Source organism: Pseudomonas sp. BR20 (genome assembly GCF_050780135.1).
Lineage (GTDB): Bacteria > Pseudomonadota > Gammaproteobacteria > Pseudomonadales > Pseudomonadaceae > Aquipseudomonas.
This window is the reverse complement of record NZ_CP172012.1, coordinates 4,450,330-4,477,269: the sequence shown is the minus strand read 5'-3', so window position 1 is coordinate 4,477,269 and position 26,940 is coordinate 4,450,330. Positions and strand designations below refer to the sequence as shown.

General features: G+C 62.5%; 21 protein-coding genes and 1 pseudogene. 16 read left to right on the top strand and 6 right to left on the bottom strand.

Annotation, left to right across the window (positions count from 1 at the left end; translation table 11 throughout):
• Nucleotides 1–1,557 carry a methyl-accepting chemotaxis protein gene (locus ACHPFG_RS20360; RefSeq protein ID WP_431700286.1) on the bottom strand — a complete coding sequence of 519 codons (1,557 nt, stop codon included), beginning with the start codon at nucleotides 1,555–1,557 and terminating at the stop codon, nucleotides 1–3.
• A gap of 893 nt (nucleotides 1,558–2,450) precedes the next feature.
• On the opposite strand from ACHPFG_RS20360, the pseudogene ACHPFG_RS20355 reads away from it, so the two are divergent.
• Nucleotides 2,451–2,561 (top strand): annotated as a pseudogene (locus ACHPFG_RS20355) (hypothetical protein); the annotation flags it as partial.
• Nucleotides 2,562–2,946: 385 nt separating this feature from the next.
• Here the strand turns inward: ACHPFG_RS20355 and ACHPFG_RS20350 are convergent.
• A complete protein-coding gene (locus tag ACHPFG_RS20350) occupies nucleotides 2,947–3,804 on the bottom strand; it encodes a lipopolysaccharide biosynthesis protein (protein WP_431700285.1) in 858 nt (285 codons plus the stop codon).
• A 447-nt stretch (nucleotides 3,805–4,251) separates the two neighbouring features.
• Here ACHPFG_RS20350 and ACHPFG_RS20345 point away from each other — a divergent pair, with 447 nt between their 5' ends.
• Nucleotides 4,252–6,657: a TonB-dependent siderophore receptor gene (locus tag ACHPFG_RS20345; protein ID WP_431700284.1), complete on the top strand. Its 2,406-nt coding sequence runs from the start codon at nucleotides 4,252–4,254 to the stop codon at nucleotides 6,655–6,657.
• A gap of 111 nt (nucleotides 6,658–6,768) precedes the next feature.
• Here the strand turns inward: ACHPFG_RS20345 and ACHPFG_RS20340 are convergent, their stop codons facing one another.
• Genes ACHPFG_RS20340 through ACHPFG_RS20330 form a run of 3 tightly spaced genes read right to left on the bottom strand, consistent with a single transcriptional unit; the run spans nucleotide 6,769 to nucleotide 11,214 of the window.
• Nucleotides 6,769–7,701 carry a sulfonate ABC transporter substrate-binding protein gene (locus tag ACHPFG_RS20340; protein ID WP_431700283.1) on the bottom strand — a complete coding sequence of 311 codons (933 nt, stop codon included), beginning with the start codon at nucleotides 7,699–7,701 and terminating at the stop codon, nucleotides 6,769–6,771.
• The gene (locus ACHPFG_RS20335; protein ID WP_431700282.1) at nucleotides 7,698–9,029 is read right to left on the bottom strand and encodes an LLM class flavin-dependent oxidoreductase; all 1,332 of its coding nucleotides are present in this window, start codon (nucleotides 9,027–9,029) and stop codon (nucleotides 7,698–7,700) included. The genes ACHPFG_RS20340 and ACHPFG_RS20335 overlap by 4 nt, the downstream gene beginning before the upstream one ends.
• Nucleotide 9,030: 1 nt before the next feature.
• Nucleotides 9,031–11,214, bottom strand: a complete 2,184-nt coding sequence (locus ACHPFG_RS20330; RefSeq protein ID WP_431700281.1) for a TonB-dependent receptor — start codon at nucleotides 11,212–11,214, stop codon at nucleotides 9,031–9,033.
• 209 nt (nucleotides 11,215–11,423) lie between these two features.
• Here ACHPFG_RS20330 and ACHPFG_RS20325 point away from each other — a divergent pair, with 209 nt between their 5' ends.
• On the top strand, nucleotides 11,424–12,464 hold the full coding sequence (locus ACHPFG_RS20325) for a LacI family DNA-binding transcriptional regulator (protein ID WP_431700280.1): 1,041 nt from the start codon (nucleotides 11,424–11,426) through the stop codon (nucleotides 12,462–12,464).
• Nucleotides 12,465–12,526: 62 nt separating this feature from the next.
• On the top strand, nucleotides 12,527–13,141 hold the full coding sequence (locus ACHPFG_RS20320; protein WP_431700279.1) for a TetR/AcrR family transcriptional regulator: 615 nt from the start codon (nucleotides 12,527–12,529) through the stop codon (nucleotides 13,139–13,141).
• Nucleotides 13,142–13,190: 49 nt separating this feature from the next.
• Here the strand turns inward: ACHPFG_RS20320 and ACHPFG_RS20315 are convergent, their stop codons facing one another.
• Nucleotides 13,191–15,941, bottom strand: a complete 2,751-nt coding sequence (locus ACHPFG_RS20315) for a glycoside hydrolase family 3 C-terminal domain-containing protein (protein WP_431700278.1) — start codon at nucleotides 15,939–15,941, stop codon at nucleotides 13,191–13,193.
• A gap of 506 nt (nucleotides 15,942–16,447) precedes the next feature.
• Between ACHPFG_RS20315 and ACHPFG_RS20310 the strand changes: the two genes are divergently transcribed.
• The 12 genes from ACHPFG_RS20310 to gspD all read left to right on the top strand — a co-directional run bounded on the left by ACHPFG_RS20310 (nucleotide 16,448) and on the right by gspD (nucleotide 26,661).
• Nucleotides 16,448–16,672, top strand: coding sequence for a hypothetical protein (locus ACHPFG_RS20310; RefSeq protein ID WP_431700277.1), 225 nt, complete (start codon nucleotides 16,448–16,450; stop codon nucleotides 16,670–16,672).
• Nucleotides 16,673–16,765: 93 nt separating this feature from the next.
• A complete protein-coding gene (gene gspE, locus ACHPFG_RS20305; RefSeq protein ID WP_184743040.1) occupies nucleotides 16,766–18,496 on the top strand; it encodes a type II secretion system ATPase GspE in 1,731 nt (576 codons plus the stop codon).
• Nucleotides 18,493–19,695 (top strand): type II secretion system inner membrane protein GspF, encoded by a 1,203-nt coding sequence (gspF, locus tag ACHPFG_RS20300; protein WP_431700276.1) that lies wholly within the window; start codon nucleotides 18,493–18,495, stop codon nucleotides 19,693–19,695. Before gspE ends, gspF begins: the two co-directional genes overlap by 4 nt.
• Nucleotides 19,696–19,715: 20 nt before the next feature.
• Complete coding sequence (gene gspG, locus ACHPFG_RS20295; protein ID WP_024076412.1) at nucleotides 19,716–20,141, top strand: type II secretion system major pseudopilin GspG; 426 nt, start codon at nucleotides 19,716–19,718, stop codon at nucleotides 20,139–20,141.
• A 9-nt stretch (nucleotides 20,142–20,150) separates the two neighbouring features.
• Nucleotides 20,151–20,582, top strand: coding sequence for a pilus assembly FimT family protein (locus tag ACHPFG_RS20290; protein WP_431700275.1), 432 nt, complete (start codon nucleotides 20,151–20,153; stop codon nucleotides 20,580–20,582).
• Entirely contained in the window at nucleotides 20,579–20,947 is a 369-nt protein-coding gene (locus ACHPFG_RS20285) for a type II secretion system protein (protein WP_131698251.1), read from the top strand. Before ACHPFG_RS20290 ends, ACHPFG_RS20285 begins: the two co-directional genes overlap by 4 nt.
• The gene (locus ACHPFG_RS20280; protein ID WP_131698250.1) at nucleotides 20,944–21,573 is read left to right on the top strand and encodes a prepilin-type N-terminal cleavage/methylation domain-containing protein; all 630 of its coding nucleotides are present in this window, start codon (nucleotides 20,944–20,946) and stop codon (nucleotides 21,571–21,573) included. The genes ACHPFG_RS20285 and ACHPFG_RS20280 overlap by 4 nt, the downstream gene beginning before the upstream one ends.
• Complete coding sequence (locus tag ACHPFG_RS20275; protein ID WP_145336247.1) at nucleotides 21,570–22,295, top strand: general secretion pathway protein GspK; 726 nt, start codon at nucleotides 21,570–21,572, stop codon at nucleotides 22,293–22,295. The genes ACHPFG_RS20280 and ACHPFG_RS20275 overlap by 4 nt, the downstream gene beginning before the upstream one ends.
• Nucleotides 22,292–23,335: a PilN domain-containing protein gene (locus tag ACHPFG_RS20270; RefSeq protein ID WP_281114078.1), complete on the top strand. Its 1,044-nt coding sequence runs from the start codon at nucleotides 22,292–22,294 to the stop codon at nucleotides 23,333–23,335. The genes ACHPFG_RS20275 and ACHPFG_RS20270 overlap by 4 nt, the downstream gene beginning before the upstream one ends.
• Entirely contained in the window at nucleotides 23,310–23,921 is a 612-nt protein-coding gene (gene gspM / locus ACHPFG_RS20265; protein WP_431700274.1) for a type II secretion system protein GspM, read from the top strand. Before ACHPFG_RS20270 ends, gspM begins: the two co-directional genes overlap by 26 nt.
• Nucleotides 23,918–24,442 carry a general secretion pathway protein GspN gene (locus ACHPFG_RS20260; RefSeq protein WP_167656339.1) on the top strand — a complete coding sequence of 175 codons (525 nt, stop codon included), beginning with the start codon at nucleotides 23,918–23,920 and terminating at the stop codon, nucleotides 24,440–24,442. The genes gspM and ACHPFG_RS20260 overlap by 4 nt, the downstream gene beginning before the upstream one ends.
• On the top strand, nucleotides 24,439–26,661 hold the full coding sequence (gene gspD / locus ACHPFG_RS20255; RefSeq protein ID WP_431700273.1) for a type II secretion system secretin GspD: 2,223 nt from the start codon (nucleotides 24,439–24,441) through the stop codon (nucleotides 26,659–26,661). Before ACHPFG_RS20260 ends, gspD begins: the two co-directional genes overlap by 4 nt.
• Nucleotides 26,662–26,940 lie beyond the last annotated feature (279 nt).

The window sequence follows — 26,940 nt, the reverse complement described above, 5'->3', positions numbered from 1 at the left end:
TTAAACCTTAAACCGCTCCACCAACCGCTCCAATTCATGCCCCAACCGCGCCAGCTCGTTACTCGACGCTGCGGTTTCTTCGCAGGTGTTGGCCGTCTGGTCGGAGATGTTGCGAACGTTGATCACGCTGCGATTGATCTCCTCGGTGACGGCGCTTTGCTGTTCCGCTGCCGTGGCAATCTGCTGATTCATTGACTGAATGATTGAGACCTTGCCCGTGATGTTCTCCAGCGCACTGACCGCCCGATGGGTGCATTCCACGCTGCTTTCGCTCAGTACCCGGCTGCTTTCCATGGCTGAGGCCACGGCGTGGGTGCCGCTCTGTACCCCGGCGACCAGGCTTTCAATTTCTTCAGTGGAGCGCTGGGTACGCAGGGCGAGGCTGCGGACTTCATCTGCCACCACTGCGAAGCCACGGCCAGCCTCTCCGGCGCGGGCCGCTTCGATGGCCGCGTTCAGCGCCAGCAGGTTGGTTTGCTGGGCGACGGCTTTGATCACATCCAGTACGCCGCCGATCTTGTCACTTTGTTCCTGGAGATGGCGCACCGCTTCGGCCGACTGGTTGAGTTCTGCCGCCAGGCGTTGGATCTGCGCAATCGCCTCACCCACGATTTGCTCCCCCTCGCAGGCTTGTTGATCCGCGCTGGACGCGGCCGCAGAGGCTTCTTCGGCATTGCGTGCGACGTTATGAACGGTGGTGGTCATCTCGTTCATCGCGGTGGCCACATGATCCGTTTCGGCTTTTTGATTGCTGATGCCGGAATTCGTGTGCTCGGTGACTGCCGACAACTGCTCGGCCGCGCTGGCCACCTGGATAACACCGGAGCGAATACCGTCAATCAGTTCATGGAGGTTGTGCATCATCTGCGCAAGGCCTGATTGCAGTTGGCCCAACTCGTCACGCCGGTCGACCTTTACAGGCTCGGTCAAATCACCCTGGGCAATGCGGTTCACTGCCTGGAGCGTGTGTTGCAGTGGGTTCACGATTTGGCGGGTGATGACCCAGGCGGCGAGTGTACCCAGCAACAGTGCCAGGGCCGCGACGAGTCCCAGCAGCGTCTTGGCAGAGGCGGCATCGGCATCGCGTTTGGTATTTTGCGATTGAATGAGGGTTTGCGTGGTGTCGAGCAACAGGTCACCCAACTGCCCCATCCGTTTAAATAGCGCCGCCTGGTCAATGTCAGGCGTGGACAGGTCGTGCAGGCGTTTCCCGTACTCGTTGACCGCATCTTGCTGCTGCTGGATCAGGTCTTCATCCATCGGCTCGATAAACAGTCCCCGGATACTGTGCAGATGGGCTGCAAGTTGATCCAGGGTTTGTTGCAAGGGTTGATAGGCATCCGCTGGAGCGTTGGTACCGATGCGCAAACGGATGATTCGCAAGTCTTTGGTGTAGTTGCTGATCTGAGCAATTTTTTCAACCTTAAGCCCGCGCTCGGTCAGTGTCACAACGGCGTACCAGCCGGTCGCGGCCAGCAAGAGCGCAAGCCCCAGCACCAGGCCGAACCCCCAACTTAATTTAGCACTGACTCGGATATTACTGATCCAGCCAAACATACAGACTCCCGAAAATAACGCAGGTTGATTATTGATCCCCTGAGTGTCGACCAAGACCTCCAGTGCTTTAATTTTCAGCATGTTCCACACCTCAACTTGGACCTTGCGTGGAAAAATATCGCCAGGTGGTGTTCATGGGCTGTAGTGTTACTGAAAGGATACAGCCTTATGTTTTTCAGGCGTTGACGGGGATGGCGATTAGTAAACTAAGTTGGTTTTCTGAGACCCACAATGTTGTCTTGTGCTTTAGTCGAATATCCAGAAGGACCGAGTTCTGGCTGGCCAGAATGTTTGCAGCTAACTACCGAAAGGCAGGAGGCCGTCACCCGGTATTTAAAGGTTTATGGTTTTTTTTAGGTAGGAAAACAAATGGTCCTGGCAGGCCCTGTATTGGTTTTCCAGGTTCTCGACTTCCCACATGCGCGCGAGCCAGACGTCATCACAGGCTGCTTCCAAATGGTTGACGGTTGTCATCCAGGCCGTTTGGGCGTTAGCGGTTGCTTGTATTAAATGCAATAGCTCCTCATTAATCACAAGTGCATTCGGTGTGGGGGGCTTGAGGGACATTAAAAATACTCAAAACTATTTCAATAGGGGGGGGTAGGCGCCGCACTATAAGGCCCTGCTCGCGGGAGGCAGTATTCGACTAATGGCTAACGCGGTGAAACAGTAAGGTTCACAGCTTTTTTGTGCGGGTATTCACCCTGCTTATAATGTCGCGCACGAGTTGTAGTGTATTTCACGGATTAAATAGATGATTCGGTTCAGCCGATCAATTGAGTCTTAATTAAATCTGCGTTCAATAACCTGCCGCTGCGTTAGTACGGTCTTAGCTGTAAGTTAGATCAACGGCAGCGGCATTTTTCCAGTGCAGTATCAAACCACAGGCTGCCGCCGATCAGCAGACCCCGGAACCGGTGCCTTGCGACGGGGTCAGCGTTGGTGAAATCTTCATGCGCGGCAACACAGTAATGAAGGGCTACCTGAAGAATCCCGAAGCCACTCGTTGCCGAAAACCTCGACGGGCAAGATCCAGAAGTTCGTGCTGCGCGGCTGGGCCAAGGCGCTTTGAAAGGAGCCTGTTTGACCGATGAAACGTCTGTACGTCATCAAGGGTGTCGCCGTCATACAAACGTCATTTGGAGGCTCGGCACTGACCTGGTTTCACACGATTAAATCCCAGGCAAAGAAAAGCCCGCGATGGGGAGTGCGGGCTTAAAGGGATGTTCACCAGGAGCTGGGTTAACCCTAGACGCTCGACTGTGAAAGGTATGTGAAAGGGCGCCAGTCGCTAACGGCTCGCGTCAACCGTGGATAATTGACTGTAGCAATGTCGAGTTCGATTCCGGCGATACTCAAGGCAGCTCCTAATCATCAACCTCCCTTGCTTCATGGCTTTTGGAGCATCGCTTCCACTTGCGCAACGGTTACACGCGCAATGACGCTGTCCGGAATTTTCGAAATATCGGATAAGTTGTAAACCATGAAGTCATCCCCCATGACTTTCTTGGACATCAACTCAAACGACGGAAGTATGCGGGTGTCATAGTGCTGGTCGAGCCCGCAGGGAGAGTTTATGGAGTCTTTCGTTTCGTAAAACCTTCCCGAGTTTTCGTTCAGGTCGACTCCAACCAGAAAAACCTTGGAGAACCCGACGTGGAATGCCAGCTGTATCGCCAGGTAGGCCACGGTTCGAGCATCAAAAAAGCCCTGGCTCATGTCCTTGCTGAACCCGATCGGCCGTTTCCGAAAGGTGATCAAGGAGTGATCGGTTACCAACTCTTTTTGTCTCCCGAGCGCCACATCGAGCCACGACGGTTTTGTAGCCTTGGATAACGGGTAGAACTCCCCGGTTGGAGGAACGTGGGATGATCGCGCATGGTCTTCCCATAGCGCGACCCTTTGGCTGACCGCCATGGCGTAGTTGAATAAATCCGGCTGTTGTGTGGAAAAGCTTTTGTCCGTGCAGGCGTAAAAACTCGGTTTGATGTCGGTATTCATAAACATCGAAATCGCCCCATTCATGGTAATCATGGGGACGTGTGCAAATTTTTCGAGGGGAAATGATTTGGCTGACGGGCCGGAAGCAATAATAAAAACCGCACCTGACTCGGCATTCCGACAGGCAGCAAAATCGTGCAGGGTCAGTGAGGGTACGCTTGAACGCCACGGCGCTGACACGGGGGCAAACACAGCCAGCTTTTTGTCGGCAACAGGCTTGGCCTCGACGAAGGGCGTCTGTTTCATCCGATCTATCCGCGTAGTGAAAGGAAAATACATACATCAGCCGACCAAGGCTCGACAGCAGAGTTCCTTTATAAAAAAGAATACATAAACGCAGCTTCACCAGACGTCCGGTATTTGTGTAGGGCCTTTCCCAGAAGGGGGAAACGCATCAACACGACTCAACCTTCAAAACGTCTGCCCCCTGGAGAACTGAAACACTTGCTTGTCCGCGTTCTCCGGTGGTCGGCGAAAACAGCGCGCAAACCTTCATCTATTCGGCCGAGCCGTAACGGCGCAGTGGGCGCGCACCTTGAAAGACTGGAAAGCCTGTATCGCGGTATGGTGACCGGAGCAGGGCATGGCGCCGCCATTACCCCGCCATTTTGAAAAAAGTTGGTCGAAGCCTGTCCCCTTTTTTCACCTCGCCTGTCATTCCAGGCAAGTGAACAAAATCGAGAGCTTCTTCCAATGCCCGCAGTCCAACCCTTGCGCTTGCGCCCGTTGCTCAAACTGAGCCTGATGCTGAGCCTCAGCGCCAGCCCGTTGTTCGTCCCCGTCAGCTATGCCGAAGACAGCGCCGCGCGCCGCAGCTACCAAGTACCTGCCGGTAGCCTGAGTGCGGCGTTGACCCGTTTTGCCGGGCTATCGGGGGTCAACCTGTCGGTGGACCCGGCGCTGGTCAGCGGGCGAAGCAGCAGCGGTTTATCCGGCGAATACGGCGTGGAAGAGGGCTTTGCCCGCCTGTTGCAAGGCTCCGGCCTGCAGTTGCAGCCCATGGGGGAGCAGGCTTACATGCTGGTACCGGTGCCGGAGGGCGGCAGCCTGGAGCTGGCGCCCACGTCCATCCTCGGCACCACTGGTCTGTACGACGGCGACACCTACGCCGGTGGCCAGGTGGCGCGACGTGGTTCGCAAGGCCTGCTGGGCACCCGTGACTTCATGGAAACGCCGTTCAGCATGACCACCTACACCCAGGACGCGGTGAAAAACCAGCAGGCGCGCACCCTCGGCGACCTGATCGCCAGCGACCCGTCGGTACGCGCCACCAACCCGGCCGGCGGGCGTTATGAACAGTTCACCATTCGCGGTTTCAGCCTGTTCAACAGTGATGTGTCTTACAACGGCCTGTACGGCGTGCTGCCGACCTACACCATCGACATGGAAATGGCCGACCGCGTCGATATCTTCAAAGGTCCCACCCAGTTGATCAACGGCATCTCGCCGCGCGGCAGCGTGGGCGGCGGGATCAACGTGGTGCCCAAGCGTGCCACCGACAAGGACATCACCTCGTTCACTGGCACCTGGGCCTCCGACAGCCAGGCCGGTGGCGCGGTGGATGTGGGTCGGCGCTTTGGTGAGGACAACAAGTTCGGCCTGCGCTTCAACGGCGTGAAGCAGTCCGGCGATACCGAATGGGACCACCAGAGCGTCGACCGTGAGATGGCCGTGCTGGGCCTGGATTTTCGTGGCGAGCGCCTGCGCCTTTCCACCGATATCGGCCGCACCGAGCGCGACACCGATGCGCCGCAGGAGCGTGTGCAAGTCGCCGCTGCCGCGCCGGTGCCCAGCGCCAACGATGTACGCCGCAACTATGCGCAGTCCTGGAGCAAGGCCCGCACCAAGGACACCTTCGGTACGGTGAATGCCGAATATGACCTCAGCGATTCGGTGATGCTCTACGGCGGTGTCGGCGCGCGCAAAAGCAACCACGAGTTCCTGCGCCATGCTGTTTCGGTGACCAATGCGGCCGGTGATTTCATCGTGCAGCCACGGGATTTCACTCGGGATGAAAATGTACGCACCTACACCGCCGGTGTGCGCAACTGGTTCCATACCGGCCCGGTGAGCCATGAGGTCAACCTGGCCGCCAGTTACTTCTATATGGACTTCACCAACGGCGGTGCGCGTTATGCCAACGCATCGAGCAATCTCTATAACCCGGTGCAAACCCCGACGCCGTCTGTGGTCACGCGCCAGGATGCGAAGGTCTACACCGAGAATAAGTTCAGCGGCGTGGCCTTGTCCGACACCCTGGGCTTCTTCGATGACCGCCTGCTGTTGACCCTCGGCGCGCGTTGGCAGCGGGTCAAGGTGGACGACTGGAACAATGGGGTCAAAGGCCGCACCGGCTACGACGAAGAAAAGATCTCGCCTTCGGGTGGCCTGCTGTTCAAAGCCACCGACAAACTGTCGCTGTACGCCAACTACATGGAAGGGTTGAGCCAGGGCAAGATCGCACCGTCCACGTCGCGCAACGAAGACCAGATCTTCCCGCCGTTTATCAGCCGCCAGGTGGAAGTGGGCGCCAAGTACGATGCCGGTGCCTTCGCCGTCACCGCCGCGGTGTTCCGCATCAAGCAACCGGCCTACGAGACCAACGCCACGTCGCGGCTGTTCGGCCCCAATGGCAAGCGCCAGAACACCGGTGCGGAGCTGAGCGTGTTCGGCGAACCGCTCAAGGGCGTGCGTTTGCTCGGCGGTGTGATGTACATCGACAGCAAATTGAAGGACACCACCAATGGCGCCTGGGACGGCAACCGCGCGCCGGCCACGCCCAAGTACAACGTCAATCTCGGGGCCGAGTGGGATGTACCGACCCTCGAAGGCCTGACCCTGACCAGCCGAGGCATCCACTCCAGTTCCCAATACCTGGACCAGTCCAACGTCAAGGAAATCGACGCCTGGAACCGCATCGACGTGGGCGCCCGCTACGCCTTCAAGGTCGATGACAAGCACATCACCCTGCGGGCGAACGTGGAGAACGTCGCCGACAAGCGCTACTGGAGTTCGGCCGGCGCGTCGGATGACAGCGAGCCGGGGCTGACCCTGTCGACCCCTCGCACCTACCTGCTGTCTGCCACCGTCGACTTCTAGACGCGGATTAAAAATGTGGGAGGGGGCTTGCCCCCGATTGCGGCGGTTCAGTTGGAGCATCCTTGACTGACACACCGCTATCGGGAGCAAGCCCCCTCCCACATTAGGATCTCAGTTGGCTTCAGATTTCCACGCAGCCTTCTTGACCTCAATGGCCTTGGGCAACAACCGGTTCTGGAAAAACAGGTCCGCCGTCGCCTGCTGCGCCTGAATGATCCCCTCGTCAATCGGCAAAGTCGGCGAAGGCGGGCGGTTGTCCATATAGCGCGCAACCACCTCGGCGGGCAGGCCCATGAACTCGGTCAGCACCTTCAAACTGTCTTCGCGCTGGCTGCGGGTAAGGGCTTCGGCGGCGGTGAGTGCGTCGAGCAGATCATGGATAAAGGCACCGTTTTCCCGCGCATACTCGCGCCGCGCGGTGTACACCGGTCCCGACAACCCCAAGCCTTCACCATTGGCCAGCACATGGCTCGGGCTCTGGCTCAAGGCGAGTGACGAGTAGGGCTCCCAAATCGCCCAGGCATCGACGCTGCCTTGTTCGAACGCCGCTCGCGCATCGGCGGGCGGCAGGTACACCGGTTGGATGTCCTTGTAGCTCAGGCCGGCGTTGTTCAGCGCGCGCAGGATCAGGTTGTGGGAGCTGGAACCCTTTTGGAACGCAACTTTCTTGCCCTTGAGGTCCGCGACCGAATGCAGCGGGCTGTCGTTGCGCACCAGGATCGTCTCGGCGCTGGGCTTGGGCGGTTCGGCGCCGATGTAGACCAGGTCGGCCCCGGCGGCTTGGGCGAACAGCGGCGGGATGTCGCCGGTGGAACCCACATCCAGTGCCCCCACGTTCAGCGCTTCAAGCATCTGCGGGCCGGCGGGGAATTCGATCCACTTCACATCCGTCTTCGGGAAGCGCTTTTCCAGCAGGTCATGTTGCTTGGCAAGTACCAGGGCGATGGAACCCTTTTGGTAACCGATGCGCAGGGTGACGGGGTCGGCGGCCAGTGCGGTTTGCGTCACGGCCAGCAGGCCCAGGATCAGTGCGGGAATCTTCATGCTCCAGCTCCTGTAAAGTGATTGGCCGGGCGCGCCAGGCCGAGGTTTTCGCGCAAGGTGAAACCGCTGTATTCGGTGCGAAACAGGCCGCGCCGCTGCAGCTCGGGCACCACCCATTGCGCGACGTCTTCCAACCCACCCGGCAAGTGCGGCACCAGGATATTGAAGCCATCGGCCGCGCCATTTTCGAACCAGCGTTGCAGCTCATCGGCAATCTTTGCGGGCGTGCCGATCAGGCTGTAATGCCCACGGCCACCGGCAATTCGCCGACCCAATTGCGCGAGTGTCAGTTGCTCACGGTTGGCCAAATCACTCAGCAGTTGCTGACGACTGCGTTGCCCACTGTCGGTCAACGGCAGCGCCGGCAACGGCCCGTCCAGCGGGTAGCCGGACAGGTCGAAATTGCCCAGCATGCGCCCCAGCAACGCGACACCCACCTCAGGTTCGACGAGATCCTGGAATGCCGCGAATTTGGCCTGGGCCTCGGCCTCGGTCGCCCCGACCACCACAAACACACCGGGCATGATTTTCAGCGAATCCGGCTCGCGTCCGTACTGGCTCAAGCGTCCCTTGAGGTCGGCATAAAACGCCTGGGCATTGGCCAACGAGGTCTGTGCGGTGAACACCACCTCGGCGGTCTGTGCCGCCAGCTCACGGCCAGCTTCGGACGAGCCGGCCTGCACGATCACCGGCTGGCCCTGGGGCGAGCGCGCCACATTCAGCGGGCCCTTGACCCGGAAGTGTTCGCCCACATGGTCCAGCACATGCAGCTTCGCCGGGTCGTAATAGTTGCCGCTGGCCTTGTCGCGCACAAAGGCATCGTCTTCCCAACTGTCCCACAGCCCGGTCACCACCTGATGAAACTCCTTGGCGCGGCTGTAGCGTTCGCCATGGCCGAGGTGTTCGTCGCGGCCAAAATTCTGCGCTTCGGCGGCGTTGTCCGAGGTCACCAGGTTCCAGCCCGCGCGCCCACCGGACAGGTGATCCAGCGAGGCGAACTTGCGCGCCACATGGTAGGGCTCGTTGTAGCTGGTGGTCGCCGTGGCGATCAGGCCGATATGCTCGGTCACCGCACTCAGCGCCGAGAGCAGGGTGAGCGGTTCAAAATGGTCCGAGCGCGCCATATGGCTGGCGATCGCGCCGGTGGCGGCGGCGATGCTGTCGGCCACGAACAGCGCATCGAACTTCGCCGCTTCGGCCACCCGCGCCAGGTGTTTGTACTGGGCGAAGTCCAGCCCGGCATTCGCCGGTACGTCCGGGTGGCGCCAGGCGGCGACATGGTGCCCGGTGGCCATGAGAAAGGCGCCGAGTTTCAGTTGACGGCTCATGCTAGAAATCCTTGCGCAGTTGCACGCCGAAGTAACGCTCATCGTCACGGGGTACGGCGCGGTAGATGGAGTTGCCAGCGCTGGCCAGCAGCGGTGAGTAGGACTTGTCGGCGAGGTTCTTGGCCAGCAATGCCACGCGCCAGCCATTGCTGTAGTCGGCCAGGGCCACGCTGGCGTTCCAGATGCCGTAGGCGCCTTGCTTGGTGTCGACGTTCTGGCTGATGTCGTACTGCACTTCGCTTTGCCAGCTGTAGTCGGTGCCCAGTTCGATGTCCAGGCCGTTATCCAACGGGATCGTGTAGTCGGCGCGCACGTAGCTTTTCCAGTCCGGGCTGAAGGGCAGCGGCTTGCCATTCACGTTGCACGTAGCCGCGGCACCGGCCGGGCAGGCGAACTCATCGATGCGCGCACGGGTGTAAGCCAGGGCGCCGGAGAGCTTGAGTTGCTGGGTGGCCTGCAGGGCGTAATCCAGCTCGACGCCTTCGGTGCTGACGCTGCCGGCGTTGATCAGGCGGGTCACGACCTGGCCGGCGACGGTGTCGAAAAAGTTGGCCTGGTAGTTGTCGTAGTCGCTGTGGAATACCGCCAGGTTGGTGGTCAGGCGGTTGTTCCAGGCGGTGGCCTTGATCCCGGCTTCCCAGGTGTTGGAGGTTTCCGGCTTGAGCGCGTCGGTGTCGCGCGGCTGCATATTGAAGAACACGTTGTAGGCCGGGCCCTTGTAGCCGCGCGAGTAGGTGAGGTAGCTGGTGACGCTGTCGCTGAGGTCGTACTGCACCCCGAGGCGGCCGGACCAGCCGTCTTCGTCCACCGAACCGGAGTTGGAGGTGGCCGGTTGAATCCCGCTGACCGTGGTGGCTGAGGTGGAGACGCGGCGGTGATCGTATTTCAGCTCATCGTGGGTGTAGCGCAGGCCGGCGATGCCACGAAAGCGCGAGGTGAAGTTCAGCGTGGTCTCGCCGAACACCGCGTAGCTGTCGCTGGTGGTGCTGTAGTCGGCGATGCCACGGTCGGTGCGCGTGGTGGTGGTCAACGTGCGTTGATAGGTTTCCTCGTCTTTGCCGTGCATGTAGAACAGGCCGCCGACGTATTCCAGGAACTCACCCTTGGGCGAGGCCAGGCGCAGTTCCTGGGAGTATTGGTCGAAGGCCAACTCACCCTTGTCAGCGGTGCCGGGGAAGGCGGCAGTCACCGTGCCGAGGCGGTCGCCGTCCTGGTACTGGGTGTTGTCCCAGCCGCGCCAGGCGGTGATCGAGGTCAGGGTGTAGTCGCCCAGGTTCCAGTCCAACTGAGCGGACAAGCCTTTGTTGGTGTCCTCGACATGGCTGCGCGTATCGGTGTTGATGTCGCGGTTGTCGCGGGAGGCGCGCACTGGGCTCAAGGCGTTGGTGAAGGCCGGGCTCAGGGACTTGCTGACCACGCCATTCGGCGCGTCGTCGTGGGACTGCATGTAGTCGGCGATCAGGGTCAGCTTCACGTCATCGTTGGGGGTGAATTCCAGCTTGCCGCGGATGCCCTTGTGGTTGTAACCGTTGACCTCCTGACCGTTGTGCTGGTTGTCGACGTTGCCGTCGTAGCTGCCGAACAGCGTGCTGATCGAGCCCTTGAGCACATCCGGCACCAGGCTGCCGCCGATGCCGAAACGGGTGCGGCTTTCGTTGCCACTGTAGTACGCCTGGTCGATATACCCGTGGGGCTCGGCGGTGGGCGCCTTGCTGGTGATGTTGAGCACGCCGGCCGAGGCGTTCTTGCCGAACAAGGTGCCTTGCGGGCCGCGCAGCACTTCGATGCGTTCCAGGTCCAGCAGGTCGAGGGTGGCCTGGCCGGGGCGGGCATAGACCACGCCGTCGATCACCGTGGCCACCGTCGGTTCCACCCCAGGGGAGGTGGAAATGGTGCCCACGCCGCGCACGAACAGCGAGGTGTCCTTGTTCGAGGCCCCGGTGCGGAAGTTAAGCGACGGTACTTGCTGGGCGATGCTGGCCACGCCGTTGCGGTTGTCGCGCTCCAATTGTTCGCCGTCCAGCACCGAGACCGCCACCGGGACTTTTTGCAGTGATTCTTCACGCCGGGTGGCGGTGACCGTCACCGCTTTGAGCGTGGGTTCCTGCTCGTCAGCGGCAAAGGCGCCGGGCACGGGGAGGGCGGTCAAACCGGCGAGAAGGAATAAGTGCGTGTGCCTGTGCATGGTGTGTTCGCTCGAAAAAAAAGCCCTGGACCGCTGCGGTTTCTGCGACCGTCAGCGCCTGTAAGACTGTCGTGGGCATTCGCTTGAGCGAGTAGCAGACAGCGCGCTTTGTTAGCGCTAACATCGGCATTATTGGTAGGTCGGGTTTAGAGCGTCAAAGACTTAAAAATTATTCCTATATTCTTTTTTGTTGTTAGCAGGATGATCCCGTGAGCGAAGACAAACCGCGCAAACGCCGTGGCGCCGGGCGCGTCACCTTGAGCACCGTGGCCCGCCAGGCCGGGGTGTCGGCGATCACCGTGTCGCGCTATTTCAACCAGCCGGAGCAGGTCTCGCCCGAGCGTCGCGAGCGCATCGCCGAGGTGGTGGCCGAGCTGGGTTATGTGCCCAACCTGGTGGCCGGCGGGCTGGCGTCGGCGCGGGGGCGGATCGTGGCGATGGTGATCCCGAACATCTCGGGGCCGATCTTCGCCAACACGATCCAGGGCTTCAGCGACACTCTCAGTCGCCATGGGTATCAGCTGTTGCTGGCGTCCAGTTACTTCAGCGCCGAGCAGGAAGAAAGCGCGGTGCGCGCGTTCCTCGGCTGGTCGCCGGCAGCGCTGGTGCTGACCAGCCGCTTCCACAGCGAGGGCACCGAAAAGATGATCGCCGACGCCGATATCCCGGTGGTGGAAACCTGGGACTACGTGCCCGAACGCGCACCGTTGCAGATCGGTTTTTCCCACTACGCCGTCGGCGTCACGGCCGCGCGTTACCTGCATGGCAAGGGCTATCGGCGCATCGCCTTCGTGCAGAACAGCGCCACGGGCGACTTCAGCGCGCTGGAACGCGGTGATGGGTTTGCCGCGACCCTGATCGAACTGGGTGTACAACCCTGGGTCTTCGCCCCGGACGCCGACAGCGCGCCCTTCGAGGCCGGCAAGCAGGCGATGCAAGCCCTGATGAACCACGCCACCCCGCCCGACGCGATCTTCTTCGCCAATGACAACCTCGCCGCCGGTGGTTTGCTGGCCGGGCAGCGTGCCGGGCTGAAGATCCCGCAGGACTGCGCGATGCTCGGGTTTGGCGATTACCCGTTTGCCGAAATGCTGTTGCCGAGCCTCAGCACCATCAAGCCGCCCGCCTTGGAAATCGGTGTGCTGGCGGCCACGCGGGTGCTGGAAAGCCTCGGGGTCGTGCCGGTGGAGGACGAAGTACAGCGTTTGAACCTGTTGGACTGCCGCCTGATCGAACGGGAAAGCGCCTGAGCTTTATTTGCGTCCCAGGGGCAATTTGGATACGGTGCAAGCCTGCCCACAAGGATGTCCCCATGACCGAGCCCGCCCCCAAGACCCGCCGCGCCCCCAAAGGTGAAAAACGCCGCGAAGAGCTGCTGGACGCGGCCTTGCAGGTGTTTTCCCTGGAGGGCTACAGCGGCGCTTCAGTGGCAAAGGTGGCGGCCATCGTCGGTATTTCCGTGGCCGGTGTGCTGCATCACTTTCCCAGCAAAATTTCATTATTGATGGGCGTGCTGCAACGTCGCGATGAGGTCAATCAACGAATCGCCGATGAAGTGCGCGCCGAAAAGTCCCTGACCGGGTTGCTCGGCAGCCTGCGTGCGATCAATCGTTCGAATGCCACGGCACCGGGCGTGGTGCGCGCGTTTACCATCTTGAATGCCGAAAGCCTGCTGGACACCCATCCGGCCTGGGCCTGGTTCCAGGCGCGCTATGCGGCGATTCACCAGCGCATGCAGGGGCAGTTTGCCGACCTGGTCGCAGCGGGGGAGGTGCGCAGCGATGTGGACATCGCCGGGCTGGTGGAAGAAATCCTGGCCATGATGGACGGCCTGCAGATCCAGTGGCTGCGCTTTCCGGAGCAGGTGGACCTGGTGGCGCGGTTTGACAGCTACATCGCACGGGTCGAGGCAGCCATCAGAACCTGAGTCGAACACAGTCAACATGTGGGAGGGAGCAAACTCCCTCCCACAAGGATCAGTTGCCGGTGGCACTGCCCTGGCTGCTGTCATCGCTCATGTCATAGCCATCACCGTCGCTGGTGCCGCTATCCCCTTCATTTTGATGCAGTACACCGCCGGTCTTCACCGTCGATTCACGCAGTGTCGAGTTGAGTGCCGAGCGCGGCAGCGGGTTGCTGGTGGTGGTCGACAGTTCCTGGCGGAACGGGTTGACCAGCTTGGCGTTCAGGCGAATATCCTGGGACGACGCGCCCACCGACAGGTTGAAACTGTCGGCATCCACCACCCATTGCTTGCTCGCCACGTCGTAGTAGGCCAGCGAGCGATCGTTGAGCTCGATGGTCACGCGCTTGCTCTCGCCCGGCTTGAGGAACACCTTCTTGTAGCCCTTGAGTTCCTTGATCGCGCGTTCGACTTTCGGGTTGTTCTGACCCACGTACAACTCGGCCACTTCGGCGCCCGCGACCTTGCCGGTGTTGGCCAGGTCGAATGACACTTTGATCGGCGCACCGGCCACCGCCACCCCAGGGGTCACACTGATGTTGCTGTAGCCGAAGGTGGTGTACGACAAGCCGTAGCCGAACGGGTAGAGCGGCTTGATGCCCTTTTTCTCGTAGCCGCGATAGCCCAGGAACAGGTCGTCCTTGTAGCTCATCTCGGCCAGGGTTTCCTGGTTGTCGAACTTGGGGAAGGTCGCGTAGATCGGGTTGTCTTCGATGTTGCGCTCGATGCTGATCGGCAGCTTGGCCGACGGGTTGACCTTGCCCAGCAGGATCTCCGCCAAGGCCTGGCCGCCGTTTTGCCCAGGGTAGAACGCATGCAGCGCGGCCGGTACCTGGTCGATCCAGTCGCTCATCTTCAGGCCGGTGCCGCCGTGCAGGGTAACCACGGTATTCGGGTTGACCTTGGCGATGCTCTGGATCAGCAGGTTCTGGTACTCGGGCAGGTCGAAGCTGTGGTCGAAGCCTTCACCTTCGTATTCATTGCTGTTACCGGCCGCGACCAGTACCGCGTCGTACTTGGCCAGGTCCTGCGGTGCCACCAGCGAGGCCCAGCTCATCTGCACGCCGACCAGGCCGCCCATGGTCGAGAGGTAGCCGTTGCGGCGTGAATATTCCAGCTTGATGTCGACCGGTTTGCCGGCTTCCAGGTTGACCTTGGCAAACACCGGGATGGTCGGCGGAATGCTGTTGTTCGGCAGCGGCTTGCCGTCGCCGTTGTCGAGGACTTTCTTGCCGTTGACGTAGAGGCGCACGGCGCCGTCGGCACGTACCTTGAACACCTGCTCGCCGCTGACCGTCGGGGTGATCTGGCCGCTGTAGCGGATCGAAGTGGCGGCGGTATCGCCGTTCACCGGCAGGCTGTCGGTGGACCAGTCCAGGTCGACATGGGTGTCGGTGCGGCTGGCGGCCGGGTCGCCGGACCAGTTGGTGTTGCTGAAGAACTCGGTCTTCAAGCCTTTGACGCTGTTGCCATTGCTGTCGGCATGGGTCCAGGTCGAGGTGGCCGGGTCCAGGGACAGCCCGTCGATGAACTCGACCTTTGCCCCTGGCGCCAGTTGCTGCAAGCCGCTCAGCTCGCTGATGTAGTTGGCGGCCATGACGTTGGCGCTGCCAAAACCGGTAGGCGGCGCGTACTTGGCCAGGGTGCCGACCACGGCGATGCGCTTGACCTTGTTCGCGTCCAGCGGCAGCAGGCTGTTCTGGTTTTTCAGCAGCACGATGCCTTCGCGCGCGGCGTTCAAGGCCACGCGGTTGCTGGTGGCGCTGTTCATGTTGTGGCTGGTCAGCGGCGCCTTGCTGTCGAACTTGTACAGGTAGATCTGCTTGAGGATGCGGCGCACCTTGTCATCGATGGTCGCGCTGCTCAGCTCGCCGCTGTCCAGGTATGGCTTGAGGATGGTGCTGTTCATCTGGTAGCCCATCATGTCCAGGTCGGTACCCGCCTGTGCCGCCGGCAAGCCGTCGACCACCGCGTTGTAGTCGCTCTGCACGAAGCCCGGATAGCCCCATTCGGTCTTGAGGATATCGCGCATCAGGTGTTTGTTCTGGCACGCGAACTCGCCGTTCACCTTCTGGAACGCACACATCATCATCGCGACCTTGCTGTTCTTCGAGGCGGACTCGAACGGCGGCAGGGTCATCTCGCGCAGCACGCGCTCGCTGATGATTTCATCGAGGTGGAAGCGGTTGCTTTCCTGGTCGTTGGCGGCGAAATGCTTGGCGTTGGCCCACACGCCACGGGACTGAATGCCGTTGATCACCGCCGGCCCCAGGCTGGCGCCGAGGAACGGGTCTTCGCCGGACAGGTACTCGAACGCCCGGCCGCTGTATGGCATGCGGTACAGGTTCACCCCAGGGCCGGTGACGAACTGATAACCACCGCTGGCGGTGTCATAGCCCAGGGCGCGGCCCAGGTCGATGGCGCGCCGCGGGTTCCAGCTGGCGGCCAGGTTCGGCCCCGACGGGTAGACCACGCCCTGGGCGTTGCCTTCGCTGGTGTAGCGCACGCCCACGCCGCCATCGGCGCCGTGGATCTGCGGGATACCGTACTGGGTCAGTGGCTTGACGTCCCAGCCACCGGTGCCGCCGATGTAAGCGAGTTTTTCTTCCAGGGTCATCTTCGCCAGGGTCTTGTCCGCGGCTTTTTCCGCGCGGCTGACCCGGCCTTCATCCAGGGCCGGGCTGGTGGCTGCATGCACTTGGGACACGGCCAGTGCCAGCAGGGCGAATGCCGACTGTGCACCGATCATTTTGCGTTTATTCATGGGTCTCTCCGACAACAGTTCAGTAAACATGGCGCGCCGAGAAGTGCGTGTTGCACCGCACCTCGTCACTTTTTTTGGGCAATAGTTGCCCGTGATCGCAATTTTTAACCGATGGCTAATTGCAACTATTTGGCGAATTTCGCAGTTTTATTAGTGTAAAAATTGTATTAGTTATTGTTGTGGATAGTGTCTAAGCGATATCACGAGGTGGCATTTTGAACCGCGAAAACCGCATAATTAAGGCAATTCTTGCGCTTGGAAGTCAAACAAAAGCTAATTTTTGCGTGAAATAAGAAATAATTTCTTACGTTCAGGAACTAAGACTAAACCTACCAGTCGATTGGTTTAAGAAAATTTGTCGAGTCATGGCCAACTAGTGGCATTGCTCGGTAGTTCTAAAGTGCCATGTTTACACAAGCTGTCATACACAACGCTTTGGTGTAGGGTCTTGATCGAGTTCAAGGCGCCACTTGGGCTATCTGCTGTTTTTGATCTGGAGAAAGTTGATGAAGATTTCCCTGTTGGGTGCCGGTGTTGTTCTGGGTGTTGCGCTAAGTGGCGCGGCGATGGCGGCCGAGTCCATCGACGCCGATGCGAAATCCGGGGCTGCCGATTCCACGGTGTTGACCCAGGCTCACGATGCCAAGGCGGTTAAAAAGCAGAAGGCTGAAACCACCAAGGGCGGGCGGCCGCTGAGCAGCAGCCAGGCCGCGCCGAAGACCTCGAACTAACGGGGAAATGCGCTCCCCTGTGGGACGGGGCTTGCCCCCTCCCACAAGAGTTTCCCATAGCCCTTTAGAGCATCGCCCCTCAGATTTTTACCCATGCCCAGCCCTTCAACGCCCATCGATGCCTGCCAACTGCACATCCCGCACACCGAACAGGTCTGCGCGTGGCTGATGCAACACGCTGGGTTGAAAACCGTTGACCTGGAGCGTGCCCGGCGCCTGTCCCAGGAGGGCGGTGACACCGAATTACTGGGTCTGCTCACGCGCCTGGGGCTGGTTTCCGAAGTGGAACTGGCCCGTGCCTGGGCCGACCTGCTCGGCGCACCGCTGCTGTTGGCCGATGCTGCGCCGCCGCTGCTGGACCCATTGCCGGTATTGACCGAGCGTTTCATGCGCCACTATCAAGTGGTGCCCGTGGGCTGGAGCCAGGGCGGCCTGCGGGTGCTGGCGGCCAACCCGTCGCTGGTCTACCCGTTCCAGGCCATGGCCTATGCCTGCGGCGTGCCGGTGTGGCTGGCGGTAGGGCCGCGCAACGAAGTCGAAACCCTGATCGAGCGTTACTACGGCCAGGGCCGTTCGGCCATGGGCACCCTGATCGAAAACCTCGACGAACAGGGCGGCGCCCTCGAAGACATCGAACACCTCAAGGACATGGCCTCCGAAGCGCCGGTGATTCGCCTGGTCAACCTGATCCTGCAGCGAGCAGTCGAGAATCGCGCCTCGGACATTCATATCGAACCCTTCGAAAACCAGCTCAAGGTGCGCTACCGCATCGACGGCGTGCTGCACGAAGCCGAAGCCCCACCGTCCAGTTCTTCGGCGGCAGTGATTTCGCGGGTGAAGATCATGGCGCGCCTGGACATCGCCGAGCGGCGCCTGCCCCAGGACGGGCGCATCATGCTGCGTATCCAGGGCAAGGAGCTGGACTTGCGGGTGTCCACGGTGCCCACCAGTTTTGGCGAATCGGTGGTCATGCGTTTGCTCGACCGCCAGACCGTGCAGTTCGATTTCCAGAGCCTGGGCTTTGATGGCCAGCGCCTGGAAACCTTCCTCGAAGTGCTCGAACGGCCCCACGGCATCCTGCTGGTGACCGGGCCCACCGGCTCGGGCAAGACCACCACCCTGTACACCGCGCTGTCGCGGCTCAATACCGCCGAGCGCAAGATCATCACCGTCGAAGACCCGGTGGAATACCAGCTTGAGGGCATCAACCAGATCCAGGTCAAACCGGCCATCGGCCTGGACTTCGCCGGCGCGCTGCGCTCCATCGTGCGCCAGGACCCGGACGTGATCATGATCGGTGAAATCCGCGACCTGGAAACCTGCCGCATCGCGATCCAGTCGTCCCTCACCGGCCACCTGGTGCTCTCCACCCTGCACACCAACAGCGCGGCGGCGAGTATCACGCGCTTGCTGGACATGGGCGTCGAAAGCTACCTGATTGCCTCGACAGTCAACGGCATCCTCGCCCAGCGCCTGGTGCGGCGTCTGGACCCGGCCACCCGCGAAGCCTTCGAAGCCCCTGCGGAGTTGATTGCCGAACACGGCCTCGACCGGTTTACCGAGCAGCGCCCGATCATGCTTTATCGCCCCCGCGCCGATGCGCCGGGCGGTGGCTACCACGGCCGCAGTGCGATCACCGAACTGCTGGTGATGAACGACGAACTGCGCAGCCTGTTGATGCGCCAGGCCGACGCCGCCACCCTCGAACAGGCCGCCCGCCGTGGCGGCCTGCGCACTTTGCATGAAGAAGGCCTGCGCCAGGCCGTGGCCGGTGTCACCTCACTTGAAGAAGTGCTGCGCGTCACCCGGGGAGAGGGCGCATGAGCCTGTTCAAATACCGCGCCCTCGACAGCCAGGGCCAGGCGCAGAACGGCACCCTCGAAGCCAAGGACCAGGACGCCGCCGTCGCCGCGCTGCACAAGCGCGGCTTGTTGCTGTTGCAGATCGAAGTGGCGGGTGCCCAGGGCCTGCGCAAGGCCTTTGGCCGGGGCCAGTTGAACGGCGCGGCGCTGGTCAGTTTCACTCAACAGTTGGCCACGCTATTGGGGGCTGGCCAGCCGCTGGAGCGCTCCTTGGGCATCCTGCTCAAGCAGCCCGGCCAGCCGCAGACCCGTGTGTTGATCGAGCGCATCCGCGAACAGGTCAAGGCCGGCCAGCCGTTATCCAAGGCGCTGGAGGCGGAGGGCAGCCAGTTCTCGCCGCTGTACTTGAGCATGGTCCGCGCCGGCGAGGCGGGCGGCGCCCTCGAAGACACCCTGCGCCAGCTCAGCGACTACCTGGAGCGCAGCCAGTTGCTCAGGGGCGAAGTGATCAACGCGCTGATCTACCCGGCGTTCCTGGTGGTCGGCGTGCTCGGTTCGCTGGCCTTGCTGCTGGCCTACGTGGTGCCGCAGTTCGTGCCGATCTTCAAGGACCTGGGCGTGCCGATTCCGCTGATCACCGAGGTGATCCTGGGCCTCGGCCAATTCCTCGGGGCCTACGGCCTGGCGGTGCTGGCCGGGTTGATTGTCGGCGCATGGGCCCTGGCCGCGCGGTTGCGCGATCCCCAGCGCCGCGAACGCTATGACCGCCGCGTGCTGGGCATCCGCATCATCGGCCCGTTGCTGCAACGGGTCGAAGCCGCCCGTTTGGCCCGCACCCTCGGCACGCTGCTGAGCAACGGTGTGGCGCTGCTGCAGGCGCTGGTGATTGCCCGCCAGGTCTGCACCAACCGCGCCCTGCAAGCCCAGGTCGCCCAGGCCGCCGAGTCGGTCAAGGGCGGCGGCACCCTGGCCAGCGCCTTCGGCAGCGAGCCGCTGCTGCCTGATCTGGCGTTGCAAATGATTGAAGTCGGCGAACAGGCCGGCGAACTCGACAGCATGCTGCTCAAGGTCGCCGAGGTGTTCGACGTCGAAGCCAAACGCGGCATCGACCGCCTGCTCGCTGCGCTGGTGCCGTCCCTGACCGTGGTCATGGCGGTGCTGGTGGCGGTGATCATGCTGGCGATCATGCTGCCGCTGATGAGCCTGACCAGCAATATATGAACCCTTAAGGAAACACGCTGATGCGCCATACCCGATTCAAGCCCGCCCGCCGCCAGGGCGGTTTTACCTTGCTGGAAATGCTCGCCGTGATCGTGCTGCTGGGCATCGTCGCGACCATCGTGGTACGCCAGGTCGGCGGCAATGTGGACAAGGGCAAATACGGCGCGGGCAAGGCCCAGCTGGCCAGCCTGAGCATGAAGATTGAAAGCTACGGCCTGGACGTCGGCTCGCCGCCCAAGACCCTGCAGCAACTGGTCGACAAGCCGGGCAACAGCGCCGGTTGGGCCGGGCCGTATGCCAAACCGTCGGACCTCAAGGACCCGTTCGGCCATGCCTTCGGTTATCGCTTCCCCGGTGAGCACGGTGCGTTCGACCTGATTTTCTACGGCCAGGACGGCCAGCCCGGCGGCGAAGGCTACAGCGCCGACCTGGGCAACTGGGAATAACCCACGACCATGGCCAACGCCCAACGCGGCTTTACCCTGCTGGAAATGCTGGTGGTGATCGTCTTGATCAGCATCGCGGCCGGGTTGGTAGGGGTTGGCCTGCAACAAGGCCTGCGCGCCGCCAAAGAGCGCCAGGCCGTGGGGCAGGTGGTCGAGGCATTGCGCAGCACGCGGGCGCGGGCAATTGTCAGTGGCACCACCGAAAGCACCGTGTTCGATTTGCGCAACCTCAGCGTGCAGGCGCCGGGCCGTCCGAAAAAGTATTGGCCGGCCGGGCTGCAAGTGACCCTGCACACCGCCGAGCAAGCCGGCGCTGCGGTGGATTTCTACCCCGATGGCAGCTCCACCGGCGGCCACGTGTTGCTGGCCAACGGCAGTCGGCGTTGGCGTATCGACATTGGCTGGCTGACCGGCAGCGTGCAGTCCAAGGCCTTGCCATGAAGCGCCAGGCGGGTTTTACCCTGCTGGAAATGCTCGCCGCGCTGACGCTGATGGCGATCTGTAGCACGGTGCTGCTGGTCGCCTTCGGCCAGAGCGCACGCTCGTTGTTGCAGGTATCCCACAGCGACCGCCTGACCCATGCCGCCTTGAGTGTGATGGATCAGGAAGGCATGGGCCCGTTGGCCAGCGGCACACGCCAGGGCGAGTTGGACGGTATCGCCTGGCAACTGCGCATCGCCCAGCAGCCCAGCCGCGTCGGCCAGGCGCATCTGTTTCGCCTGGACCTGACCGTCAGCGAAGGCCCGCGCCAGGCCAGTTTCAGCACCTTGAAACTGCGCGCTGCCGGCGTCGGGGCCGGCTTGTGAAGGCGCGTCAGCAGGGCTTTACCTTGCTTGAGATCATGATCGTACTGAGCCTGCTCGGGGTGTTGCTGACCCTGGTCGGCGGCGCCTTGCTGGGGGCCAATCGCGCCGTGCTCAAGGCCCAGCGCTACACGGTCAGCCTGGATGAAATGCGTGCCGCGCAGCAGTTCTTGCGCACTGCGATCAGCGAGGCGTTACCGCTGGATGTGACCGAGGACGACAGCCAGACCGATGGCTTTTTTGCCGGTGGGCCGCAGCGTATGCAGTTTGTCGCGACCTTGCCGGGTGTGCTCGGCGGCGGTATCCAGCGCTTCACCTTGCAGTTGGTGGGGCCCGAATCGCAGCGCGACTTGCAGGTGGCGTTCGCGCGGTTTGAGTCTGAGGCACAGGTGAGTGTTCCGGCGGCGCGCAGTGAGCCGCAGGTGTTGTTGAAGGATGTCGAGGACCTGCAATTCAGCTATCGCGGCGTGTCGCCCAAGGGCCAGGCCACCGGCTGGATCAGTACGTGGCCGTGGACCAAGCGCCTGCCTTACACGGTGCGGATTGACGCACGGGTGAATGGCCCGGTGCCGTGGGTAACCCAGGTGGTTGCCTTGCGCCTGAACCTGTCCGGCGGGGCGCCCGAATGATCCGGCATCAACGCGGCGTGGCTCTGCTGCTGGTGCTGTGGGTGCTGGCCTTGCTCAGCCTGTTGCTCGGCGGCCTGGCCGGCTGGGTGCAACTGGAAACCCGCCAGGCCGCCTGGCACCGCCAGCATACCCAGGCGGTGCTGGCGGCCGAGGCCGGGGTGGCGTTGGCGATGCAGGCCGTGGCGGACCCGTTGCAGCGCAAGCAGTGGATTGCCGACGGGCGTGAAATTCCGCTGGTGTTCGACGATGCGCAGCTGCACGTCAGCCTGCACAGCGAGCGCGGCAAGTTGTATTTGAACAGCGCCGAGGTGGGTGATTTTGCCCGCCTGGCCCTGGCCTGCGGAGCGACCCAGGCCCAGGCCAACCAACTCGCCAGAGCCCTGGAGGTGCGGCGTAACCAGGGCCTGGCGCCGTTTCGGGTGGTGGAAGAGGTGCGCCAACTGCCGGGCATGACCCAGGCGCTGTACAGCGAACTGGTGCCCGAGATCAGCCTGTGGAGCGGCCTGGACCGGCCCGATCCGGCATTCGCCAGTGCCTTGATGCGCCGCGCACTGAACCTGCCGCACCAGAGCGCAGTGGGTGCCGATCCCGGCGACGTGCTGGTGGTCAGCAGCCGTGCCCAACGCCCCGGCGGTTACCACGCCCAGGTGCAAGCCACCGTGTTATTGAGCCCCGCGCAAGGCAGCGCACAACCTTATCGAGTCCTACGTTGGCAAGAATGAACGAACAGTTAACCGCACGGTTTCAGGCGCTGGCGCAGCCCATCATCCAGCGCTGGCGCGGCAGCCTGCTGCAACTGGGCTGGCGCCTGTGGCTCAAGGAGCTGCGTGGCTGCCTGCCGGCGTGGTTGTCGTTTGCCGATATCCCCGAGCATGTCTACGCCTGGCCGCTGACCGCGCCGGTCGAAAAGCTACCTGGCGAAGCGCGTCAGGTGCTGGTGCTGCCGCCTGAAACGGTGCTGGTGCAAACCCTGCAATTGCCCCCGGCGACGGCGCGAAACCTGTCGACGGTGGTCGGCTATGAACTGGACCGCTTCACGCCGTTCGAAGCCGCCCAGTTGTACTTCGTCGCGCGCCAGGAGCGCCGTACCCCCACGCACCTGCACGTCACGCTGGTGGCGATCCTGCGTGAGCGCCTCGACCAGATCCTCAATGACTGCGCGGCCCTCGGCTTGCAGCCCCATGCCGTGGATGTCGCTGATAGCGCAGGCAAACCCATGGGCATCGACTTGCTGCCTGCGCCGTTGCGTCCCCGCCAGCGTCCCCAGGGCAAGGGCCTGCAACGCAGCCTGCCGTGGTTGTGCGGCGCCTTGCTGATTGCGGCGATGCTACTGTGGCTCAACGACCGCCAGCGCGTACTCGATGCCATGCAACACAGCGTGCGCGAGCAGAAAGCCCAGGTCGCCGAGATCCAGGCCCTGCGCCAGCAACTGCTCAATACCCGTGGCGCCGCCCAGTACCTGATTCGCCGCAAGGCTGCCCAACCGCCGTTGGCGGCGCTGCTCAACGAGCTGACCGCGTGCCTGCCCTCGGACACCTGGCTCGACCAGTTGGAAGTCAATGACGGCGCCGACGTGTCCTTCTCTGGGCAGAGCGCCAAGGCCAGCGCCTTGATCACCCGGATCAAGGGCTGCCACAGCCTGGAAAACGCCCAGTTCGAAGGGGTGATCCAACCCGATGCGCAAACCGGCAAGGATCAATTTTCCTTGCGCGCCCACCTGCACCAGGAGGCCGCTGATGCGCCGACCACTGACACCCCGTGAACGCCGTGGCGCGGCCCTGATCGCCCTGGCCCTGGTGCTCGGCGCTGGTTACTGGCTGTTGATCGACAGCTGGTTCGCCGGCCCGTTGCGCACCATGGGCGAGCAAGCCGAGCAGCTGCGTGAACAGCAGCAACGCTACGCCGGTGTGTTGCGCCAGGGCGACAGCCTGCGTCAGCAGCTGGAGCAAGCGCGGCAGGACCCGGCCAGCAGCACCAGCCTGTTGCCCGGCGACGACCCGAGTGCGGTGGCGGCGGACCTGATGCAACGCATCGCCGACCTGATCAACAGCCGCGCCGGCCTCGGTGGCGGTTGCAGCCTGACCCAGCGCATGCCCATCACTCCGGAGCAGGACGACGCCGAGCCCTATCGCCAGGTCAAGGTCAGCCTGACCCTCAATTGCGCCATCGAACCCTTGACCGCGATCCTGCATGAGCTGGAGTACCAGCGGCCGTTTCTGTTCGTCGATGAGATGAGCATCCGCCGCCCACCGAACGCCCCCGCCAGCGGCGGCGCCGGGCAACTGGTGGTGCACCTGTTGGTGCGCGGTTACCTGCAACCGGCCGCCGCCCGGCAGGTGCAACGATGATCAATGCATTGCGTCCCCTAGAATGGCTGTTGCTCGGTGTGGCCGGGCTGTTGGGCCTGCTGATGGTCGGCATCCTCAGCAGCATCGGCGATGCGCCGCAGTGGTTGCCGGCGCCGGACCCCGATGCGCGCGCCAACACCGCTGCCAAGGTGCTGGTGGCGCCGAGCGCGACCCTCGAAAGCCTGGCCGGCACCTGGCAAGCGCCGCTGTTCAGCCCCGACCGCAGCCCCGACCGTGCGGTGGGCCAAGCCGCCGTCTCCAGCCTGTCGAGCCTGGTGCTGACCGGGATCGTCCTCGACGGCGACCTGCGTGTGGCGCTGCTCAAGCGTGCCGATGGCCCACCGCTCAAAGTCCACCAGGGCCAGACCCTGCCCAACGGCTGGCGCCTGGAACACCTGACGCCCCGCGATGCCCGCTTTGTACTCGACGGCCGTACTCAAACCCTGAGCCTGCGGGCCCTGCGTTTGCCGCCGCCGTCCACCACACCCCCGATTACCCTTCCTCACGAGTCCACCCCTTGATCGATACCTTCCCTGGCGCCTTGCGCACCACCGTGTTGTGCCTGGCCACCGCCGTTTCCCTCGGTGGCTGCGGCACATTTCCCGAGCATCTCGACCCGGACGAGGCCCTGCTGCATGAGGCGATGCAGGGCACCGGTTCGCAACGCCCACCCGTGGACCCGGCCAGCGAACAGGCACCGGTCGACAGCGGCCAACCCCAGGCGAAGACCCCGCCCCAGCGCCAGTTGATACGCGGCAATCAGCAGTTCGTGCGCCAACCGGCAGCGGTCTCGGCCGCCAAGGAGGAGGGCAGCGGCGACATCGTGTTCAACTTCGCCGACCAACCGATCGAAGCGGTGATCAACAGCGTGATGGGCGACCTGCTGCACGAGAACTACAGCATCGCCCAGGGCGTGAAGGGCAATGTCAGCTTTTCCACGTCCAAGCCGGTGAACAAGCAGCAGGCCTTGTCGATTCTGGAGACCCTGTTGTCGTGGACCGACAACGCCATGATCAAACAGGGCAATCGCTATGTGATCCTGCCGGCCAACCAGGCCGTGGCGGGCAAGCTGGTGCCGGAGATGCGCGTGTCGCAGCCGTCCAGCGGTTTATCGGCACGCCTGTTTCCGTTGCGTTATATCTCGGCCACCGAGATGCAGAAACTGCTCAAGCCGTTCGCCCGCGAGAATGCCTTCCTGCTGGTGGACCCGGCGCGCAATGTGCTGAGCCTGGCCGGCACCCCCGAAGAACTGGCCAATTACCAGGACACCATCGACACCTTCGACGTGGACTGGCTCAAGGGCATGTCGGTGGGCGTGTTCGGCCTGCAGCGCGCGTCGGTGGCGGAGCTGATGCCCGAACTGCAAAAAATGTTCGGCCCCGACAGCGGCATGCCCCTGGCGGGCATGGTGCGCTTCTTGCCCATCGAGCGGACCAACTCGGTGGTGGCGATCTCGTCGCAGCCGCAGTACCTCAGCGAAGTCGGCGACTGGATCCACACCATCGACGAAGGCGGCGGCAACGAGCCGCAGATGTACGTCTACGACGTGCGCAACATGAAGGCCACCGACCTCGCCAAGTACCTGCGCCAGATCTACGGCACGGGCGCGATCAAGGACGACACCCCGGCCAAGGTCGCCCCCGGTTTGCGCACCGCGACCTTGTCCTCGCCGGGCACCAACAGCACCTCCGGCAGCACGCCGGGTGGCCTGAGCAACAACCTCAATGGCAACCCACCCGCTGCTGAGGACGAGGAGCAGGAGCCCGACGCCGAGCAGGACACCGCCGAGCAGGGCGCGACCGAAGACGCCCCGGCCAAAAGCCTCGACGCCGGCACCCGCATCACCGCGCAAAAAAGCAGTAACCAACTGCTGGTCCGCACCCGCCCGGTGCAGTGGAAAGAGATCGAATCGGCGATCAAACGCCTCGACAACCCACCGCTGCAAGTGCAGATCGAAACGCGCATCCTCGAGGTCAAGCTCACCGGCGAACTGGACCTTGGCGTGCAGTGGTACCTGGGCCGCCTGGCAGGCAATTCCACCAGCACCACCGTGGGCAACACCGCCGGCAGCCAAGGCGCCTTGGGCGGCGGCGGGGCGGGGTTGGGCGCGACGGATTCGCTGTTCTACTCCTTCGTCAGCTCCAACCTGCAAGTGGCCCTGCACGCTCTGGAAACCAACGGCCGCACCCAGGTGCTGTCGGCGCCGTCGCTGGTGGTGATGAACAACCAACCGGCGCAGATCCAGGTGGGCGACAACATCCCGATCAGCCAGACCACGGTTAACACGGGCACCTCCGACACCACCTTGAGCAGTGTTGAATACGTGCAGACCGGGGTGATCCTCGACGTCGTGCCGCGCATCAATCCGGGTGGCTTGGTGTACATGGACATTCAGCAGCAGGTCAGCGATGCCCAGGACCAGCAGGCGTCCAGCAACGACACCCAGGCCAACCCGCGTATCTCCACGCGCTCGGTATCCACCCAGGTCGCGGTGCAGAGTGGGCAAACGGTGTTACTGGGCGGGTTGATCAAGCAGGACAACGCGGAGAGCGTCAGTGCGGTGCCTTACCTTGGGAAGATTCCGGGGTTGCGCTGGTTGTTTGGCAATACCAGCAAGTCCAAGGACCGCACGGAATTGATTGTGCTGATTACCCCGAGGGTGATTACCAGCAGCAGCCAGGCGCGGCAGGTGACGGATGACTATCGCCAGCAGATGCAGTTGTTGAAGCCGGCTAACTGAAATGTGGGAGGGGGCTTGCCCCCGATGGCGGCCTGACAGCTAACCAGGATGTTGGATCAGATCGAGTACATATCCGTTGCTTCGGTAACGGCGGCTAAACCGGCATCCCTGCCGGTTTACCCCCAAAATCACTATCGAATTCCGGCCAGCGTGGTTTAACGGGGCGCCCCTGATGAAGACGAATGCGGTGTATCAGGCACTCCTCTGTGCCTGGTTTTGGGGCTGCTACGCAGCCCCGCGCGGGCGGTGCGACGATTCGACAAGCCCGCTCGCCACAGG

Bases quoted from the DNA above. Each gene is read 5' to 3' on its own strand.
- ACHPFG_RS20330 (WP_431700281.1), bottom strand. From the start codon at position 11,214: ATGCACAGGCACACGCACTTATTCCTTCTCGCCGGTTTGACCGCCCTC.
- ACHPFG_RS20360 (WP_431700286.1), bottom strand. From the start codon at position 1,557: ATGTTTGGCTGGATCAGTAATATCCGAGTCAGTGCTAAATTAAGTTGG.
- ACHPFG_RS20345 (WP_431700284.1), top strand. From the start codon at position 4,252: ATGCCCGCAGTCCAACCCTTGCGCTTGCGCCCGTTGCTCAAACTGAGC.
- ACHPFG_RS20315 (WP_431700278.1), bottom strand. From the start codon at position 15,941: ATGAATAAACGCAAAATGATCGGTGCACAGTCGGCATTCGCCCTGCTG.
- gspF (WP_431700276.1), top strand. From the start codon at position 18,493: ATGAGCCTGTTCAAATACCGCGCCCTCGACAGCCAGGGCCAGGCGCAG.
- ACHPFG_RS20340 (WP_431700283.1), bottom strand. From the start codon at position 7,701: ATGAAGATTCCCGCACTGATCCTGGGCCTGCTGGCCGTGACGCAAACC.
- ACHPFG_RS20290 (WP_431700275.1), top strand. From the start codon at position 20,151: ATGGCCAACGCCCAACGCGGCTTTACCCTGCTGGAAATGCTGGTGGTG.
- ACHPFG_RS20320 (WP_431700279.1), top strand. From the start codon at position 12,527: ATGACCGAGCCCGCCCCCAAGACCCGCCGCGCCCCCAAAGGTGAAAAA.
- gspE (WP_184743040.1), top strand. From the start codon at position 16,766: ATGCCCAGCCCTTCAACGCCCATCGATGCCTGCCAACTGCACATCCCG.
- gspG (WP_024076412.1), top strand. From the start codon at position 19,716: ATGCGCCATACCCGATTCAAGCCCGCCCGCCGCCAGGGCGGTTTTACC.
- ACHPFG_RS20285 (WP_131698251.1), top strand. From the start codon at position 20,579: ATGAAGCGCCAGGCGGGTTTTACCCTGCTGGAAATGCTCGCCGCGCTG.
- ACHPFG_RS20335 (WP_431700282.1), bottom strand. From the start codon at position 9,029: ATGAGCCGTCAACTGAAACTCGGCGCCTTTCTCATGGCCACCGGGCAC.
- ACHPFG_RS20310 (WP_431700277.1), top strand. From the start codon at position 16,448: ATGAAGATTTCCCTGTTGGGTGCCGGTGTTGTTCTGGGTGTTGCGCTA.
- ACHPFG_RS20350 (WP_431700285.1), bottom strand. From the start codon at position 3,804: ATGAAACAGACGCCCTTCGTCGAGGCCAAGCCTGTTGCCGACAAAAAG.
- ACHPFG_RS20275 (WP_145336247.1), top strand. From the start codon at position 21,570: ATGATCCGGCATCAACGCGGCGTGGCTCTGCTGCTGGTGCTGTGGGTG.
- ACHPFG_RS20270 (WP_281114078.1), top strand. From the start codon at position 22,292: ATGAACGAACAGTTAACCGCACGGTTTCAGGCGCTGGCGCAGCCCATC.
- ACHPFG_RS20260 (WP_167656339.1), top strand. From the start codon at position 23,918: ATGATCAATGCATTGCGTCCCCTAGAATGGCTGTTGCTCGGTGTGGCC.
- gspM (WP_431700274.1), top strand. From the start codon at position 23,310: ATGCGCCGACCACTGACACCCCGTGAACGCCGTGGCGCGGCCCTGATC.